The organism is Streptomyces sp. NPDC088747 (genome assembly GCF_044751025.1).
Lineage (GTDB): Bacteria > Actinomycetota > Actinomycetes > Streptomycetales > Streptomycetaceae > Streptomyces.
In genome coordinates this window covers 91,985-107,957 of the sequence record NZ_JBIVKZ010000017.1, presented here as the reverse complement: position 1 = coordinate 107,957, position 15,973 = coordinate 91,985, and the positions used below count along the sequence as shown (strand labels likewise).

General features: G+C 69.7%; 13 protein-coding genes. 5 read left to right on the top strand and 8 right to left on the bottom strand.

The genetic code is table 11. From position 1 onward, the window contains the following. Window positions 1-185: 185 nt before the first annotated feature. The gene (locus tag ACIP79_RS32595) at window positions 186-1,157 is read left to right on the top strand and encodes an ABC transporter substrate-binding protein (protein WP_383688225.1); all 972 of its coding nucleotides are present in this window, start codon (window positions 186-188) and stop codon (window positions 1,155-1,157) included. A 177-nt stretch (window positions 1,158-1,334) separates the two neighbouring features. Beyond that, entirely contained in the window at window positions 1,335-1,775 is a 441-nt protein-coding gene (locus ACIP79_RS32590) for a PAS domain S-box protein (protein ID WP_401228966.1), read from the top strand. Between the two features lie 114 nt (window positions 1,776-1,889). On the opposite strand, the gene frc is transcribed toward ACIP79_RS32590, so the two are convergent. Continuing rightward, window positions 1,890-3,146 (bottom strand): formyl-CoA transferase, encoded by a 1,257-nt coding sequence (frc, locus tag ACIP79_RS32585; RefSeq protein WP_399208907.1) that lies wholly within the window; start codon window positions 3,144-3,146, stop codon window positions 1,890-1,892. A gap of 76 nt (window positions 3,147-3,222) precedes the next feature. Between frc and ACIP79_RS32580 the strand changes: the two genes are divergently transcribed. After that, complete coding sequence (locus ACIP79_RS32580; protein WP_401228963.1) at window positions 3,223-3,360, top strand: hypothetical protein; 138 nt, start codon at window positions 3,223-3,225, stop codon at window positions 3,358-3,360. On the opposite strand, the gene oxc is transcribed toward ACIP79_RS32580, so the two are convergent. Next, window positions 3,341-5,092: an oxalyl-CoA decarboxylase gene (gene oxc / locus ACIP79_RS32575; RefSeq protein ID WP_401228961.1), complete on the bottom strand. Its 1,752-nt coding sequence runs from the start codon at window positions 5,090-5,092 to the stop codon at window positions 3,341-3,343. The genes ACIP79_RS32580 and oxc overlap by 20 nt on opposite strands. Window positions 5,093-5,358: 266 nt before the next feature. Between oxc and ACIP79_RS32570 the strand changes: the two genes are divergently transcribed. Next, complete coding sequence (locus ACIP79_RS32570) at window positions 5,359-6,951, top strand: FadD7 family fatty acid--CoA ligase (protein ID WP_401228958.1); 1,593 nt, start codon at window positions 5,359-5,361, stop codon at window positions 6,949-6,951. A gap of 380 nt (window positions 6,952-7,331) precedes the next feature. Here the strand turns inward: ACIP79_RS32570 and ACIP79_RS32565 are convergent, their stop codons facing one another. After that, window positions 7,332-8,267 carry a LysR family transcriptional regulator gene (locus ACIP79_RS32565; RefSeq protein WP_401228955.1) on the bottom strand — a complete coding sequence of 312 codons (936 nt, stop codon included), beginning with the start codon at window positions 8,265-8,267 and terminating at the stop codon, window positions 7,332-7,334. Window positions 8,268-8,304: 37 nt separating this feature from the next. Beyond that, window positions 8,305-9,297: a 2-dehydropantoate 2-reductase gene (locus tag ACIP79_RS32560; protein ID WP_401228952.1), complete on the bottom strand. Its 993-nt coding sequence runs from the start codon at window positions 9,295-9,297 to the stop codon at window positions 8,305-8,307. Window positions 9,298-9,441: 144 nt separating this feature from the next. Between ACIP79_RS32560 and moaA the strand changes: the two genes are divergently transcribed. Beyond that, a complete protein-coding gene (gene moaA, locus ACIP79_RS32555) occupies window positions 9,442-10,431 on the top strand; it encodes a GTP 3',8-cyclase MoaA (RefSeq protein ID WP_401229228.1) in 990 nt (329 codons plus the stop codon). Between the two features lie 57 nt (window positions 10,432-10,488). Here moaA and ACIP79_RS32550 read toward each other — a convergent pair whose 3' ends face one another. Genes ACIP79_RS32550 through ACIP79_RS32535 form a run of 4 tightly spaced genes read right to left on the bottom strand, consistent with a single transcriptional unit; the run spans window position 10,489 to window position 15,645 of the window. Further along, window positions 10,489-10,671, bottom strand: a complete 183-nt coding sequence (locus ACIP79_RS32550; protein ID WP_383689080.1) for a formate dehydrogenase subunit delta — start codon at window positions 10,669-10,671, stop codon at window positions 10,489-10,491. A 29-nt stretch (window positions 10,672-10,700) separates the two neighbouring features. Then, window positions 10,701-13,523 carry a formate dehydrogenase subunit alpha gene (fdhF, locus tag ACIP79_RS32545; RefSeq protein ID WP_401228948.1) on the bottom strand — a complete coding sequence of 941 codons (2,823 nt, stop codon included), beginning with the start codon at window positions 13,521-13,523 and terminating at the stop codon, window positions 10,701-10,703. Then, a complete protein-coding gene (locus tag ACIP79_RS32540) occupies window positions 13,520-15,169 on the bottom strand; it encodes a formate dehydrogenase beta subunit (RefSeq protein ID WP_401228945.1) in 1,650 nt (549 codons plus the stop codon). Before ACIP79_RS32540 ends, fdhF begins: the two co-directional genes overlap by 4 nt. Then, window positions 15,166-15,645: a formate dehydrogenase subunit gamma gene (locus ACIP79_RS32535; protein ID WP_387187712.1), complete on the bottom strand. Its 480-nt coding sequence runs from the start codon at window positions 15,643-15,645 to the stop codon at window positions 15,166-15,168. Before ACIP79_RS32535 ends, ACIP79_RS32540 begins: the two co-directional genes overlap by 4 nt. Window positions 15,646-15,973: the final 328 nt, after the last annotated feature.

The window sequence follows — 15,973 nt, the reverse complement described above, 5'->3', positions numbered from 1 at the left end:
ACATTTTATGCACGATGCGCCCACGCGATGAAGCCGTACGGTCTCCAAAGGTGATGCAGAGTTGATCCCGTGGTGATCCTGTGGTCTCCGTCAGTGATCTATTCGTGTCTTGACTGTGTGCAAGAGGGCTCGATTGGATCGACTGGACCATCGCCACGCCGTGCCTTTTCGGCCGCCGCCCGCCCATGCCAAGTCTGGATGAAACCAACGTGACCATCGCCAGAAGCACCAGAACGTCCGCAACGTACGCTGTTTCCCTGCTGGTTGCGGCAACGGCCGCCCTCACGGGCTGCGGTTCCTCCGACTCCGGCAGTGACGACCCGTTGAAGGATGACGCCGCCGCGGGCGGTACGGTCGTGGTCGGTTCCAACAACTTCCCCGAGAGCATCCTGCTCGCCGACATCTACGGCGAGGCCCTCAAGTCCAAGGGCATCAAGGTCAGTTACAAGCTGAACATCGGCAGCCGTGAGACCACCTACGGGCTCATCAAGAACGGCACGATCACGGTCATGCCGGAGTACAACGGCGCCCTGCTGTCCTACCTGGACGCCAAGGCGGTTCCGACGTCGGTGGAGGACACGAACAAGTCCATCGGCGCGAAGCTCGACGCGAAGCTGACCCTGCTCGAGCCCTCCAAGGCCGAGGACAAGGACGCGGTCGCGGTCAACGAGGAGACGGCCAAGCAGTACAACCTCACCAGCGAGTCGACGATCGCCGACCTCGCCGACGTGGCCTCCGACCTGGTCATAGGCGGCTCGCCGGAGTTCCAGACCCGTCAGCAGGGCCTGCTGGGCCTCAAGTCCGAGTACGGCCTCGAGTTCAAGTCCTTCAAGGCGCTGGACGCGGGCGGTCCGCTCACCGTCGCCGCCCTCAAGGGCAACAACATCCAGGCGGCGGACCTCTTCACCACCGACCCCACGATCACCGCGAACAAGTTCGTCGTCCTCAAGGACCCGAAGAACCTGTTCAGCTTCCAGAACGTGATCCCGCTGGCGTTCAAGAGCGACCTTCCCGCCGAGGGCGTCACCGTCCTCAACGAGATCTCGGCGAAGCTCGACACCGAGACCCTGATCGACCTCAACAGCCAGGTGCAGACCGACAGCAAGGACCCGCTGGACGTGGCCAAGTCGTGGCTGTCCTCCGCCGGACTGTCCTGACCCGTGCGCGGCGGCCGGAGCGGATCACCGCTCCGGCCGCCGACGCCGTTCCGGCCCTAGAACTCCCCCGCACCCCTCCCCCGCGCCCCGTGAGCCCGACGAAGCCGTCGGACTGTATGCAATGTAAAACTGTATGCAGTATGGTGACGACTCCAACTGTCCCGGCTCGGAGGAGACATGGAAGATCTGGATCCCGAGGTGGTGCTGGGGATGGCCGCCCAGGCACCCGACGGCATGGTGATCATCGATCGCGAAGGGCTGATCCGCTACTGGAACCGGGGTGCGGAGCGCATCTTCGGGTTCACCGCGGACGAGGTCGCCGGGCGCAGCCTGGACGTCATCATCCCCGAGAAGCACAGACAGCGGCACTGGGACGGCTTCGTGACCGCCATGGAGCAGGGCACCAGCAGGTACGGGGAGGCGGACCTGCTCGCCGTTCCCGCGCTGGCGGCGGACGGCCGCAAGCTCTCCATCGAGTTCAGCGTGGTACTGCTTGCCGACCCCGCGGGCGGCGCGTCCCACTGCGGCGCGGTCATCCGGGACGTCACCGCGCGCCGGGCCCGCGAGAAGGAGCGGATGCGCCGCAACGAGGCCGCCGCGGAGCACAGCACGGCCTGAGACCCCTCCCGCTCCGTACATGCCGGTGCCCCACGTGCGACCACCGCACGTGGGGCACCGGCATGTACGGCCGAGGTCGGGCCGGGCCGGGTCCGTCCATGTCCTGTCGGACCGTCAGGCGACGACCTTGCCCTCGTGCAGCCTGCGGATGTCGTTGGCGTCGTAGCCGAGGTCCGCGAGCACCTCGTCGGTGTGCTCACCGAGCAGCGGCGCACCCTCGATCTCGGGCTTGAAGCCGGAGAACTTGATCGGGCTGCCCACCGTCAGGTAGGTGCCGCGCTCCTTCTGCTCGACCTCGACGATCGTGCCGCTCTTGCGCATGTCGGGGTCGGCGGCGAGCTCCTTCATGCTGAGCACGGGCGCGCAGGGCACCTCGAACGTGCGCAGGATGTCGACCGCCTCGTACTTGGTCTTGTCGGCCAGCCACTTCTCGATCTCGCCGAAGATGTCCATGATGTGCGGCTGGCGGGCCAGGGCGGTGTTGTACTCCGGGTCCTCGGCCCACTCGGGATGGCCGATGACCTCGCAGGTGCGCGCCCAGTTCTGTTCCTGGATCGTGAAGTAGATGTAGGCGTTGGGGTCGGTCTCCCAGCCCTTGCACTTCAGGATCCAGCCCGGCTGGCCGCCGCCGCCGGCGTTGCCGCCACGGGGTACCGCGTCGCCGAACTCGCCGTTCGGGTACTGCGGGTACTCCTCCAGGTAGCCGATCTTCTCCAGGCGCTGCTGGTCACGGAGCTTGACCCGGGTGAGGTTGAGCACGGCGTCCTGCATGGACACCGAGACCTTCTGGCCGAGGCCCGTCTCGTTGCGCTGGATGATCGCGGTCAGCAGGCCGATCATGAGGTGCATACCGCTGTTGCTGTCACCGAGGGCCGAGCCGCTGATGGTGGGCGGGCCGTCCCAGAAGCCGGTGGTCGACGCGGCGCCGCCGGCGGCCTGGGCGACGTTCTCGTAGACCTTGAGGTCGTTCCACTTCGAGTCGTCGTTGAAGCCCTTGACGGAACCGAAGATCAACCGCGGGTTCAGCTCGTGGATGTAGTCCCAGCCGAGGCCCATCCGGTCCATGGCGCCCGGCGCGAAGTTCTCGACCAGGATGTCCGCCTCGCGGATCAGCTTCTCCATGACCTCCTTGCCCTCGGGGGCCTTGGTGTTGATCGCCAGCGAGCGCTTGTTGCTGTTCAGCATGGTGAAGTAGAGGGCGTCGAGGTCCGGGATGTCACGGAGCTGACGGCGCGTCACGTCACCGCCGTTGATGCGCTCCACCTTGATGACGTCGGCGCCGAACCAGGCGAGCATCTGGGTACACGCGGGACCGGCCTGGACCCCGGTGAAGTCGATCACCTTGATTCCGGCGAGCGGCTTTTCACTCATGGTGTTTTCCTTCTCCTGAATGCTCTCGGTGCGAGAGTCGGCTGTGCGGGGCGGGAGTTCGGGTGGCGGAGTTCGGGTGACGGAGTTCGGGATCGAGCGCTCGGGGCCGAGGCGCCCGGTGACGAAGGGCCCGATGGCGATGGGCCCGATGGCGATGGGCCCGATGGCGATGGGCCCGGTGGCGATGGGCCGGCTCACTTCTTCTTCCGCGTGATGTTGCCGACGGTGATGCCCTTCGGGTTGAGGTGCGAGATATGGCCGCTCTCGGTGCCGGCCGAGGGGTCGATCGCGCAGTCGATGAGCGCCGGACCGCCGGACGCCAGCGCGTCCTTGAGGGCGGCGGTGACCTCCGCGGGCGTGGTCGCGCGGTAGCCCTTGCCGCCGAACGCCTCGATCATCAGGTCGTGGCGGGCGGAGAGCATCAGGGTCGTCGGCGACGGGGCGTCGTCGAGCGGGTTGACGTCGTCACCGCGGTAGACACCGCCGTTGTTCATGATCACGGTGACCACGGGCAGCTTGTACCGGCAGATCGTCTCCAGCTCCATACCGCTGAACCCGAAGGCACTGTCGCCCTCCACGGCCACCACGGGCGCGCCGCTCTCCACGGCGGCGGCGATCGCGTATCCCATGCCGATGCCCATGACGCCCCACGTGCCGCTGTCCAGGCGGTGCCGCGGTACGTGCATGTCGATCACGTTGCGCGCGATGTCCAGCGCGTTGGCGCCCTCGTTGACGATGTACGTCTCCGGGCGCTCGACCACGACGTCGCGGATCGCCTTCAGCGCGCCCATGAACTGCATCGGGTGCGGGTCGGCCTTGAGGCGCTCCGCCATCTTGGCGACGTTCTGCGCCGACCGCGCGCCCAGCTCCTCCCGCCAGGCGGCGGGCGCGGCGATCTGGCCGGGCTTGGTGCGCTCGGCGATCGCGTCGAGCACGGACTCGATGTCCCCGACCAGCGGGGCCGCGATGGGCTGGTTGCTGTCCATCTCCCTGGGCTCGATGTCGATCTGGACGAACTTCGCGTCGGGGTTCCACGACGGTCCCTCGCCGTGGTTGAGCAGCCAGTTGAGGCGGGCGCCGACGAGCACCACCACGTCGGCCTTCTTCAGCGCCAGCGAACGGGCCGTGGCCGCCGACTGCGGGTGGTTGTCCGGCAGCAGGCCCTTGGCCATCGACATCGGTACGTAGGGGATGCCGGTGGTCTCGATGAACTCGCGGATCTTGTCGTCGGCCTGGGCGTACGCGGCGCCCTTGCCGAGCAGGACCAGTGGCCGCTGCGCCCCCGCCAGCAGTTCGATCGCCCGGTCCACCGCCTCGGGCGCGGGCAGTTGGCGCGGCGCGGGGTCGACGAGACGGCTCAGCGTCTTCGCGCCGGCCTCCGCGTCCATGATGGAACCGAGCACCGCGGCGGGGATGTCGAGGTAGACGCCGCCGGGGCGCCCGGAGACCGCGGTGCGCAGCGCGCGGGCGATACCGCGGCCGATGTCCTCGACCCGGCTCACGCGGTAGGCGGCCTTCACGAACGGCTGCGCGGCGGCCAGTTGGTCCATCTCCTCGTAGTCGCCCTGCTTGAGGTCGACGAGGTGGCGCTCGCTGGAGCCGGAGATCTGGACCATCGGGAAACAGTTCGTGGTGGCGTTCGCCAGCGCGACAAGGCCGTTGAGGAATCCCGGCGCCGACACGGTCAGCGCGATGCCCGGCTTCTTGGTGAGGTAGCCGGCCGCCGCGGCGGCGTGTCCCGCGTTGCTCTCGTGGCGGAAGCCGATGTACCGGATGCCCTGGGCCTGCGCGAGGCGGGCCAGGTCGGTGATCGGGATGCCGACCACCCCGTAGATGGTGTCCACGTCGTTCAACTTGAGCGCGTCGACGACCAGGTGGTACCCGTCGGTGAGCTCGGTCGTCACGTCGGCGCTCGCCGCTGTCTCCACAGTTGAGGGGGCGGTCATGATCCGAGGTCCTCCTTGGGCAGTTCCTGCCGGTGCGGCTACTCATCTCACCTTCCTGACCTGGGCTCGCCGCGTCCAAGACCCATCGACGACCAGCTGATAACCAGCATCTATCGACGGTCGGCGGCGACCCCCGGACCTGCTGCGCAGCCCTCTTGATAGACACCTGCTATCGGCCGTTCGCCAGTACGTATTGGACGCCCACCGCACACCGCCGCAGGCTCGCAGTGGACCGGTTCATCAGACGTCGCACGGGAGGTGGAGTCATGGCCGTGCCAACGGCGGCGTCCGTGTGCGGCGCGGACCGGTACCGGCTTCCTCCGGTGACGGGCCTCGTCGATCTCCTGGACCGTCAGGTTCGTGAGCGTCCGCATGCCCGCGCCCTCGTCGTGACCGGGGACCGGGTCCATCTCTCCTACCGCGCCCTTTCGGGCCTGGCCGACGACGTGGCGGCCCGGCTCGGCGGAACCGGGCTGCGGCGCGGGGACGCGATCGGGCTGATCTGCGCCAACAACGCGGAGTTCGTCGTCGCGTTGCTCGGCGCGGCGCGGGCCGGTCTGGTGGTCGCTCCCTTGGACCCGACGCTGCCGGAGTCGCAGTTGTCCGCCCGGCTCGAATCGCTGGGCGCCCAGGCGGTCCTGCTCGGCCCGTCCGTCTCCGACGCGCCACCGGCGGCCCAAGTCCCTTTTCCCACCTGGCCGTTGCGTGTGATCGCCTCCCGTGCCGGGACCGCTTCGGTCGACCTGGACACCGGGGAGCGTGCCGTTCGTGAGGTGCGGGGCGCGGCGGAGGAACTCTCGGGGCGGGACGCGCTCGTCCTGTTCACCGCGGGCACCACCGACCGCGCGAAGATGGTCCCGCTGACGCACGCCAACGTGGCCGCGTCCCTGCGGAACATCTGCGCCGGCTACGAGTTGGGGCCGGGCGACGCGACGGTCGCGGTGATGCCGTTCTTCCACGGCCACGGTCTCTTCGCCGCGCTGCTGGCGTCGCTGGCCAGCGGGGGATGTGTGCTGCTGCCGGAGCGGGGGCGGTTCTCGGCGCACACGTTCTGGGACGACATGGGGGCGGCCGGCGCCACCTGGTTCACCGCGGTCCCGACCATTCACGAGATCCTGCTCGATCGCGCCGGGACCGAGTACCCGGGTCCGCGGACACCGTCGCTGAAGTTCGTCCGCAGTTGCAGCGCACCTCTCAACACGGCCACCCAGCGGGCGCTGGAGCGCACGTTCGGCGCGCCGCTGCTGTCCGCGTACGGGATGACCGAGTCCACCCACCAGGCCACCAGCGAACCGCTGCCCTCGCGGGGGCCGCTGAAGCAGGGGTCGGTCGGCAGGCCCACCGGAGTGGACCTGCGCGTCGTCGACGCGAGCGGGCGTACGTGTCCGGTGGGCACCGAGGGCGAGGTGTGGGTGCGCGGGCCCGGCGTCACCCGCGGCTACCTCGGCAATCCGGGCGAGACGGCACACAGCTTCGCCGACGGGTGGCTGCGCACCGGGGACCTGGGGATCCTTGACGAGGACGGGTACCTGTCGCTCACCGGGCGGATCAAGAACCTGATCAACCGGGGCGGCGAGAAGATCTCCCCCGAGCATGTCGAGGACATCATCGCCGGCTGTCCCGGCGTCGCCGAGGCGGCCGTGTACGCCATTCCCGACGCGGTCCACGGGCAGCGGATCGGCGCCGCCGTGGTCCTGCGCGAGGGCGAGACCCTCGACTCCGAACAGATCCTGCGCTACACCCGCGACCGCCTGGCCCCCTTCGAGACACCCGACCGCCTCGACCTCGTCCCGGCCCTGCCGCACACGGCCAAGGGAGCCCTCGACCGACTCGCGGTGGAGGCCAGGTACGCGCCGTGAGGCGGGGGTTCGGGACCTGCGACGGGTGCGATGGGTGCATGCCGGGGCAGCACGACGGCGAGGCCGGGCCGTCGGGGAGGGGGCCGGCGTGACGGCGAAGCCCGGCCGTCGGGGACGCGGGCCAACTCGACGGCGAGGGCCGGCCGTCGGCGACACGGGCCAGCACGACGGCGAAGCCCGGCCGTCGGCGACACAGGCCAACTCGACGGCAGATCCCAGCCATCGGCGACACGGGCCCAGCACGACGGCAAATCCCGCCCGTCGGCAACACGGGTCAGCACGACGGCGAAGCCCGACCGTCGGCAACACGGGCCAGCAAATCCCGCCCATCGGCAACACCGGCCAGCACAACGGCAAATCCCGACCGTCGGCAACGCGGTTCAGCGGACCCGGTGTTCCGCTGTCAGGGGCTGGTTGAAGAAGTCGTCCAGGGCCAGGCCCGTCGCCGCGTTGACGAACGCGCGGGCGGCGACCGAGCCGGGGGTGGCCGCGTGGATCGCCACCGAGACCTGCGCGCCGGCCTCCGGGTCGACCAGGGGAAGGGCGCGCGTCCGGCCGATCACCGGCATCGCGCGCAGCCAGGCGTGCGGCACGATGCTGGCCCACTCCCCGCCGCCGACGTGCGCGTAGAGGGAGGCGATCGAGTCGGTCTCCACCTGCGGGGTCACCACGAACCCCTTGTCCGCGAAGACGGCGTCGATGGTCTGGCGGATCCGCATGTCCGGGGTCAGCAGCGCCAGCGGCAGCTGGGCCGCGTCCGCCCAGGTCATCGTGGAGGCCGTCTGCGTGGGCAGCTGGTCGGCGGAGATCAGCAGCATGTACCGCTCCTGGTACAGCGGGACGACCTGAAGCCCCTCCTGGTCCCCGGGGTCGAAGTGGGCGATCGCCACGTCCAGTTCGAAGTCGCGCAGCTGGCGGTGGAGTTCCTTGGTCGAAAGCCGGGAGCGAACCTGCACCTTGGCCAGCGGGTGCGCGGCACAGAACGCGGCCACGGGCAGGGCCAGGGTCGTCGACGCCGTGGGGTCGGTGCCCAGCCGCAGGGTGCCGGTGATCCCGGACTGCACGGCGGCCACCTCGGCCTTGAACGCGTCCTGCTCGGCGAGGATCCGCTTGGCCCACACCACGAGCCGTTCGCCTTCCGGTGTGAGGCCCTGATAGTTGTGCCCGCGGTTGATCAAGGTGACGTTGAGCTCGCGCTCCAGCTTGGCGATCGCCGCCGAGAGCGCGGGCTGCGAGACGTAGCAGGATTCCGCCGCCCGGGCGAAGTGTCTCTCCCTGGCCACCGCTACGAAGTACTCCAGCTGACGGAACAGCATGAACGACTCCTCGCTGGTGCCATGTGATCATCCAAGCCTATCGAGCCTGGACGGTCACGTCCTTGTCCGCGCTGCGCGCCAGCAGGTCGGTGGCGGCGTGCACAGCGCGCAGTGTGGGTGCGTCGGCGCCGGAGATGTCGGCCATCTCCACCACCGCCGTCACGATGGCGTCGAGCTCCAGCTGCTTACCCGCCTCCAGGTCCTGGAACATCGAGGTCTTGTGATGCCCGACCCCCTCGGCGCCGCGCAGTCTCTTCTCGATCGAGATGTCGGGCTTGCTGCCGACCCGGGAGGCGATGTCGAGGGTCTCCTCCATGAGCAGCGTGACCAGCCGCCGGGTGGGCGGATGCCGGCAGATGTCGGCCATCGTCGCCCGGGTGAGCGCGCTGATCGGATTGAAGGCGACGTTGCCCATCAGCTTGATCCAGATGTCGTCGCGCAGGTTGGGTTCCACCGGGCTCTTCAGTCCCCCCGCGACCATGGCCTCGCTCAGGTCCGTACACCGGTCGGAGACTCCCCCGGCCGGTTCGCCGAGCGAGAACCGGGTGCCCTCCAGGTGCCGGATGACCCCGGGGGCCTCGATGACCGTGGCGGGATACACCACGCAGCCGATCGCCCGCTCCGGCGGCAGCACCCGGCTGGTGGCGCCACCGGGGTCGACCGCCTCGATCCGCCGTCCCTCGTAGGGGCCGGCCAGTCTGTGGAAGTACCACCACGGCACGCCGTTCTGCCCGGCCACCACCGCGGTCCGTTCGCCGAGCAGCGGGGCGACCAGCGGTCCGCTGGAGGGGTAGGAGTGTGCCTTCAGGCCCAGGAACACGTAGTCCACGGCGCCGATCTCGGCCGGGTCGTCGGTCGCGTGGGGCCGGGCCACGAAGTCGCCGCGCGGGCTGTTGACCCGTACGCCGTGGGCCCGGATGGCCTTCAGGTGCTCGCCCCGCGCGACGAGGTGGACCTCGGCGCCACCGCGGTGCAGTGCCGCGCCGACATAGGCACCGATCGCACCTGCTCCGAGAACCGCGATTTTCATGATGCTCCTCCCAGCGGGGATCTGATGAATACTGTATGCAGTATCCTCGTGCGATGTACAGTCTCGTGACACGGAGCGAAAGGGGCGGCTCTTGCCGGACAAAGCGAAGATCGACGCGAAGGGGTACGGCCGGTGCTGACCGACATGCTGACCGACACCCATGGCAGGACCGCCACCGATCTGCGGGTCTCGCTGACCGACCGGTGCAATCTGAGGTGCACGTACTGCATGCCGGCGGAGGGCCTGCGGTGGCTGCCGAAGCCGGAGTTGCTCACGGACGACGAGATCGTGCGGATGGTCTCGATCGCGGTGACCGAACTCGGCGTCACCGAGGTGCGTTTCACCGGCGGCGAGCCGCTGCTCCGCCCGGGTCTGGTGGGCATCGTCGAACGCTGCGCCGCTCTCGGCCCGCGTCCCCGGCTCTCCCTCACCACGAACGGCATCGGCCTGGCCCGCACCGCGAAGGCGCTGCGGACCGCCGGGCTCGACCGGGTCAACGTCTCCCTCGACACCCTGGACCCGGAGGTCTTCCGCACGCTCACCCGCCGCGACCGGCACCACGACGTCCTCGCGGGTCTCGCCGCCGCCCGTGCGGCCGGGCTCACGCCGGTCAAGGTGAACACGGTCCTGATGCGCGGCGTCAACGACGGTGAGGCCGCCGGCCTGCTCGGCCTGTGCCTCCAAGAGGGCTACGAGCAGCGGTTCATCGAGCAGATGCCGCTGGACGCCCAACACGGCTGGCAGCGCACCGACATGGTGACCGCGGCCGAGATCCTCGAACGGCTCGCCGCCCGCTTCACGCTCACTCCCGAGACCCCCGCCGAACGCGGCTCCGCGCCCGCCGAACGCTGGCTGGTCGACGGCGGACCCGGCCGCGTCGGAGTGATCGCCTCCGTCACCCGGCCGTTCTGCCGGACCTGCGACCGCACCCGGCTCACCGCCGACGGCCAGGTCCGCGACTGTCTCTTCGCCCGGGAGGAGTCCGACCTGCGCGCCGTCCTGCGCGCGGGTGCCACCGACCGGGAGATCGCCGACCGCTGGCGAACCGCGATGCGGGGCAAGAAGGCGGGTTCGGGTCTGGACGACCCGGCCTTCCTCCAGCCCCAGCGCCCGATGTCGGCGATCGGCGGCTGACCCCGGTCCCGGGACCGGCGGGCCGCACCGGCCCCGAGCGCCGGCGCGGCCCGCCGGTCACCGCAGCAGCCGGACCGCGGCGACCACCGCCGGGTCGATGCCGTCCGCTCCCGCGTCGACGAACTCGTACAGCCGGTTGCGCATGCGCGGGTCCCAGAACCTCCCTATGTGCCCCGCGATCGCCTCGGCGGCGGCCTCGCCCGACAGGTGCGTGTGGTTCGCCGCGATGTCGTTCGCCATCCTGGACTCCGGTGCCACGCCCCCCGCCATCACTCCACCACCGTGACGAGACGCCGGCCGTCCTCGGCGGTCTCTGCCGCGCCCTGCCCGAGCGGATGGGCGAGGCCGACCTGTACGGCGGTCACCTTGTACTCCGGGCAGTTGGTCGCCCAGTCGGAGTTCTCGGTGGTCACCACGTTGGCGCCGGTCACCGGGTGGTGGAAGGTGGTGTAGACGACGCCGGCCGGCATCCGGTCGGAGATCACCGCGTGCAGCGAGGTCTGCCCGACCCGGCTGGCCAGCGTCACCAGGTCCCCGTCCCTGATGCCCCGGGTCTCGGCGTCGTGCGGATGCAGCTCCAGGATGTCCTCGGGGTGCCAGGCGACGTTGCCGGTACGGCGGGTCTGCGCGCCCACGTTGTACTGGCTGAGGATGCGGCCCGTGGTCAGCACCAGCGGGAAGCGGCGGGTGCTGCGCTCGTTGGTCGCCACGTAGTTGGTGACCACGAACTTCCCCTTGCCGCGCACGAACTCGTCGATGTGCATGACCGGAGTGCCCTCGGGAGCCGACTCGTTGCACGGCCACTGGACACTGCCGAGCTTGTCGAGGACCTCGAAGGAGACACCGGTGAACGTCGGCGTCACCGAGGCGATCTCGTCCATGATCCGGCTCGGGTGGTCGTACGCCATGGGGTAGCCCATCGCGGTGGCGATCTCGCTGATGATCTGCCACTCGTGCTTGCCGGTCCTCGGCTTCATCACCGCGCGCACCCGGTTGATCCGGCGCTCCGCGTTGGTGAACGTGCCGTCCTTCTCCAGGAAGGACGCCCCGGGCAGGAAGACGTGCGCGAACTTGGCCGTCTCGTTGAGGAACAGGTCCTGCACGACGACCAGTTCCATCGCTTCGAGCGCGGCGGTGACGTGCTTGAGGTTCGGGTCGGACTGCGCGATGTCCTCGCCGTGCACGAACAGGCCCCGGAAGGTCCCGTCGATCGCGGCGTCGAACATGTTGGGGATGCGCAGGCCCGGCTCGGCCAGCAGCGTGCCGCCCCAGAGCTTCTCGAAGACGTCGCGCACGGCGTCGTCGGACACATGCCGGTAGCCGGGCAGTTCGTGCGGGAAGGAGCCCATGTCGCAGGAGCCCTGCACGTTGTTCTGCCCGCGCAGCGGGTTGACGCCGACGCCGTCACGGCCGATGTTGCCGCACGCCATCGCGAGGTTGGCCATACCCATGACCATCGTCGAGCCCTGGCTGTGCTCGGTGACCCCGAGGCCGTAGTAGATGGCGCCGTTCGGCGCCGCCGCGTACAGCCGCGCGGCCGCCCGCAGTTCCTCCGACGGTACGCCGCTGATCTCCTCGGTCGCCTCCGGGCTGTTCTCCGGACGGGCGACGAACTCGGCCCACTCGGCGAAGCCTTCGCACCGCTGGGCCACGAAGGCCAGGTCGGCCAGCCCCTCGGTGACCACCACGTGCGCCATCGCGTTGACGACGGCGACGTTGGTGCTCGGCTTCAGCTGGAGGTGGTGGGCGGCCTCGATGTGCGGCGAACGCACCAGGTCGATCCGGCGCGGGTCGACCACGATGAGTTCGGCGCCCTCCCGCAGCCGGCGCTTCATCCGGGAGGCGAACACCGGGTGCCCGTCGGTGGGGTTGGCCCCGATCACCATGATGACGTCGGCCTCGGCGACCGAGCGGAAGTCCTGGGTGCCCGCCGACTCGCCGAAGGTCTGCTTGAGTCCGTATCCCGTCGGGGAGTGGCAGACCCGGGCGCAGGTGTCGATGTTGTTGTTGCCGAAGGCCGCGCGCACCATCTTCTGTACGACGTAGACCTCTTCGTTCGTGCAGCGCGACGAGGAGATGGCGCCGATCGAACTCGGCCCGAACCGGCCCTGGAGTTCCCGCATCTTCGTGGCGACGGTGTTGATGGCCTCGTCCCACTCGACCTCGCGCCAGGGGTCGGTGATCCTCTCGCGGACCATGGGCTTGAGCATGCGGTCGGGGTGCGAGGCGTAGCCGAAGGCGAAGCGGCCCTTCACACAGGAGTGGCCCTCGTTGGCGCCGCCGTCCTTGTAGGGCACCATCCGCACCACTTCGTCGCCGCGCAGCTCGGCCTTGAAGGAGCAGCCGACGCCGCAGTACGCGCAGGTGGTGATCACCGACCGGGTGGGCATGCCCAGTTCGACGACCGACTTCTCCTGGAGTGTCGATGTCGGGCAGGCCTGTACGCAGGCGCCGCAGGAGACGCACTCGGAGTCCATGAAGGACTCTCCGGCGCCCGCCGAGACCTTGGAGTCGAAGCCGCGGCCCTCGATGGTCAGCGCGAACGTGCCCTGCACCTCGTCGCAGGCGCGCACACAGCGGGAGCAGGCGATGCACTTGGACGGGTCGAAGTCGAAGTAGGGGTTGGAGGTGTCCTTCTCGGCGTCGAGATGGTTCTCGCCCTCGTAGCCGTAGCGCACCTGCCGCAGCCCGACCACGCCCGCCATGTCCTGCAACTCGCAGTCGCCGTTGGCGGGGCAGGTGAGACAGTCCAGCGGGTGGTCGGAGATGTAGAGCTCCATGACGCCCTGGCGGAGCTTCTCCACCTTCGGCGTCTGGGTGTTCACCACCATTCCCTCGGAGCAGGGTGTGGTGCAGGACGCCGGGGTGCCGCGCCTGCCGTCGATCTCGACCACGCACAGCCGGCACGAGCCGAAGGGCTCCAGGCTGTCGGTGGCGCACAGTTTGGGGATGTCGATGCCGGCCTGCGCGGCGGCGCGCATCACCGAAGTGCCCTCCGGCACGGTCACCGGCAGCCCGTCGACCTCCACCGAGACGGTCGCCTCGCCGGGCCTCTCCGGGGTGCCGAAGTCGGGTTCCTTGAGCAGTGTCATGCCGTGCCCTCCGTCCTCACGCCAGTCGTCGTCACGGGGTGGATCTCCAGGCTTCGCCGTCCGCCGAGGAAGTCGTCGGGGAAGTGGGCGATGGCGCTGCGTACGGGCATCGGTGTCAGACCGCCCATCGCGCACAGCGAGCCGTCGGTCATCAGGTCGCACAGGTCTTCCAGCAGCGCCAGGTTCTCGTCCCGGTGCTGACCGGCCACGATCTTGTCGATCACCTCGACACCGCGCACCGAACCGACCCTGCACGGCGTGCACTTGCCGCAGGACTCCTCGGCGCAGAACTCCATCGCGAAACGGGCCTGGGCGGCCATGTCGACACTGTCGTCGAACACCACGAGTCCGCCGTGGCCGACCATCGCACCGGCCGCCGCGAACGCCTCGTAGTCCATCGGCAGGTCGAACATCGTCGTCGGCAGATAGGCGCCCAGGGGCCCGCCGACCTGCACCGTGCGCACCGGGCGCCCGGAGTGCGTACCGCCGCCGTAGTCCTCGACGAGTTCGCGCAAGGTGATGCCGAACGCGGTCTCCACGATGCCGCCGTGCGCGATGTTGCCGCCGAGCTGGAAGACCTGGGTGCCTCGGGAGCGTTCGACGCCGAGTTCCTGGTACGCCTTCGCGCCGTCCGCGAGGACGACGGGGACGGTGGCCAGGGTGAGGACGTTGTTGACGACCGTCGGTCTGCCGAACAGGCCCTCGATGGCGGGGATCGGCGGCTTGGCGCGGACCGTGCCGCGCTTGCCCTCCAGGCTTTCCAGCATGGAGGTCTCCTCGCCGCAGATGTACGCGCCGGCGCCGACCCGGACGTGCAGGTCGAAGTCGAGGGCGGAGCCGAGGATGTTCCGGCCGAGCCAGCCGTGTTCGCGGGCGCTGCCGATCGCCGCGCGCATCGTGGCCACCGCGTCGGGGTATTCCGAGCGGATGTAGAGGTAGCCCTCCCGCGCGCCCACCGCGTGGGCGGCGATCGTCATGCCTTCGATGAGCATGAAGGGGTCGCCCTCCATGACCATCCGGTCGGCGAAGGTCCCGCTGTCGCCCTCGTCGGCGTTGCAGCAGACGAACTTGAGCTCGTCGGCGCAGCCGAGCACGGTCTTCCACTTGATGCCGGCCGGGAATCCCGCGCCGCCCCGGCCGCGCAGTCCGGAGTCGGTGACCTCCGTGACCACGTCCTCGGGAGAGAGGGCCAGGGCCGCCCGGAGCCCCGCCAGTCCGCCGTGCTCCTCGTAGTCCTCGGTGGACAGCGGGTCGGTGACACCGATCCTGGCGAAGGTGACGCGGGTCTGGCCGGCCAGCCAGGGCAGTTCGTCCACCAGGCCGAGCCGCAGCGGGTGTTCGGCGCCGTCGAGGAGACCGGCGGCGAGGAGGCCCTCGACGTCCGAGGGGGCGACCGGTCCGTAGCCGACGCGGCCTCGCGGGGTCACCACCTCGACCAGCGGTTCGAGCCAGAGCATGCCGCGCGATCCGTTGCGTACGACGTCGATGTCGAAGTCACCTTCGGCGGCGGCCAGTTGCAGGGCCTCGGCGACCCCGTCCGCGCCGACGGACCTGGCCGCCGAGTCGCGGGGGACGTAGATCCTCGTCCTGGGGCCGGGGGTGGCCGTGGTGTCGGGCCGTTGTGTGGGGTCCGGAGTGCCGTTCATGAGGAGACCGCCTCGTTGAGGATCGCGCCCAGCTCGGCCGGGCCCACTCGTCCGTGCAGGCGGCCGTTCACCTCGACCGCCGGTCCCAGAGCGCAGTTGCCGAGGCAGAAGACCTGCTCCACGCTCACCGCCCCGTCCGCCGTCGTCCCGCCCAGCGACAGTCCGGCCTCGCGGACGTATCCCACCAGGCCGTTGGCGCCCAGGGCCTGGCAGGCCTCGGCGCGGCAGATCTTCACCACGGTGCGTCCGGCGGGCTCCCGGCGGAAGTCGTGGTAGAAGGTCACCACTCCGTGGACGTCCGCGCGGGAGAGGTTGAACTCGTCGGCGAGCACCGGTATCGCCTCTTGTGGCACGTGGCCCAACTCGGCCTGGACGGCGTGCAGTACGGGCAGCAGCGCGCCGCGCTCGTCCCGGTGACGGGCCGCCACCCGCCGCACCACGTTCTCGACCGTCACGTCACTCCCGCTGGTCGTCATGATCGCTCTCCAAGAGCCGATGGCGATGCTTACAGGGGACTGTGACAGTACCCCATACAGGCTTCTGTATACAGAACTCCGTCGGGGAACACTCCCGGACGGCGAAGACCCCGGAGCGTCTCCACCGGTCCTCCTCCGGTCCTCGACCGGGACCCGGCCCGGCCGCCCGCACCCCGGCCGACCAGCGACGGCCCTCCGTCGCACCCATCGCCGTACCCGCCACGGCGCCCACCATCTTGCATACCAAAACCTGTATGCTGAGGCGACCGTCGGTGATCCCCGGCGACCACCACTTGGCAGAGCCGTCGGCCGCACCGGCCCGGTGGCA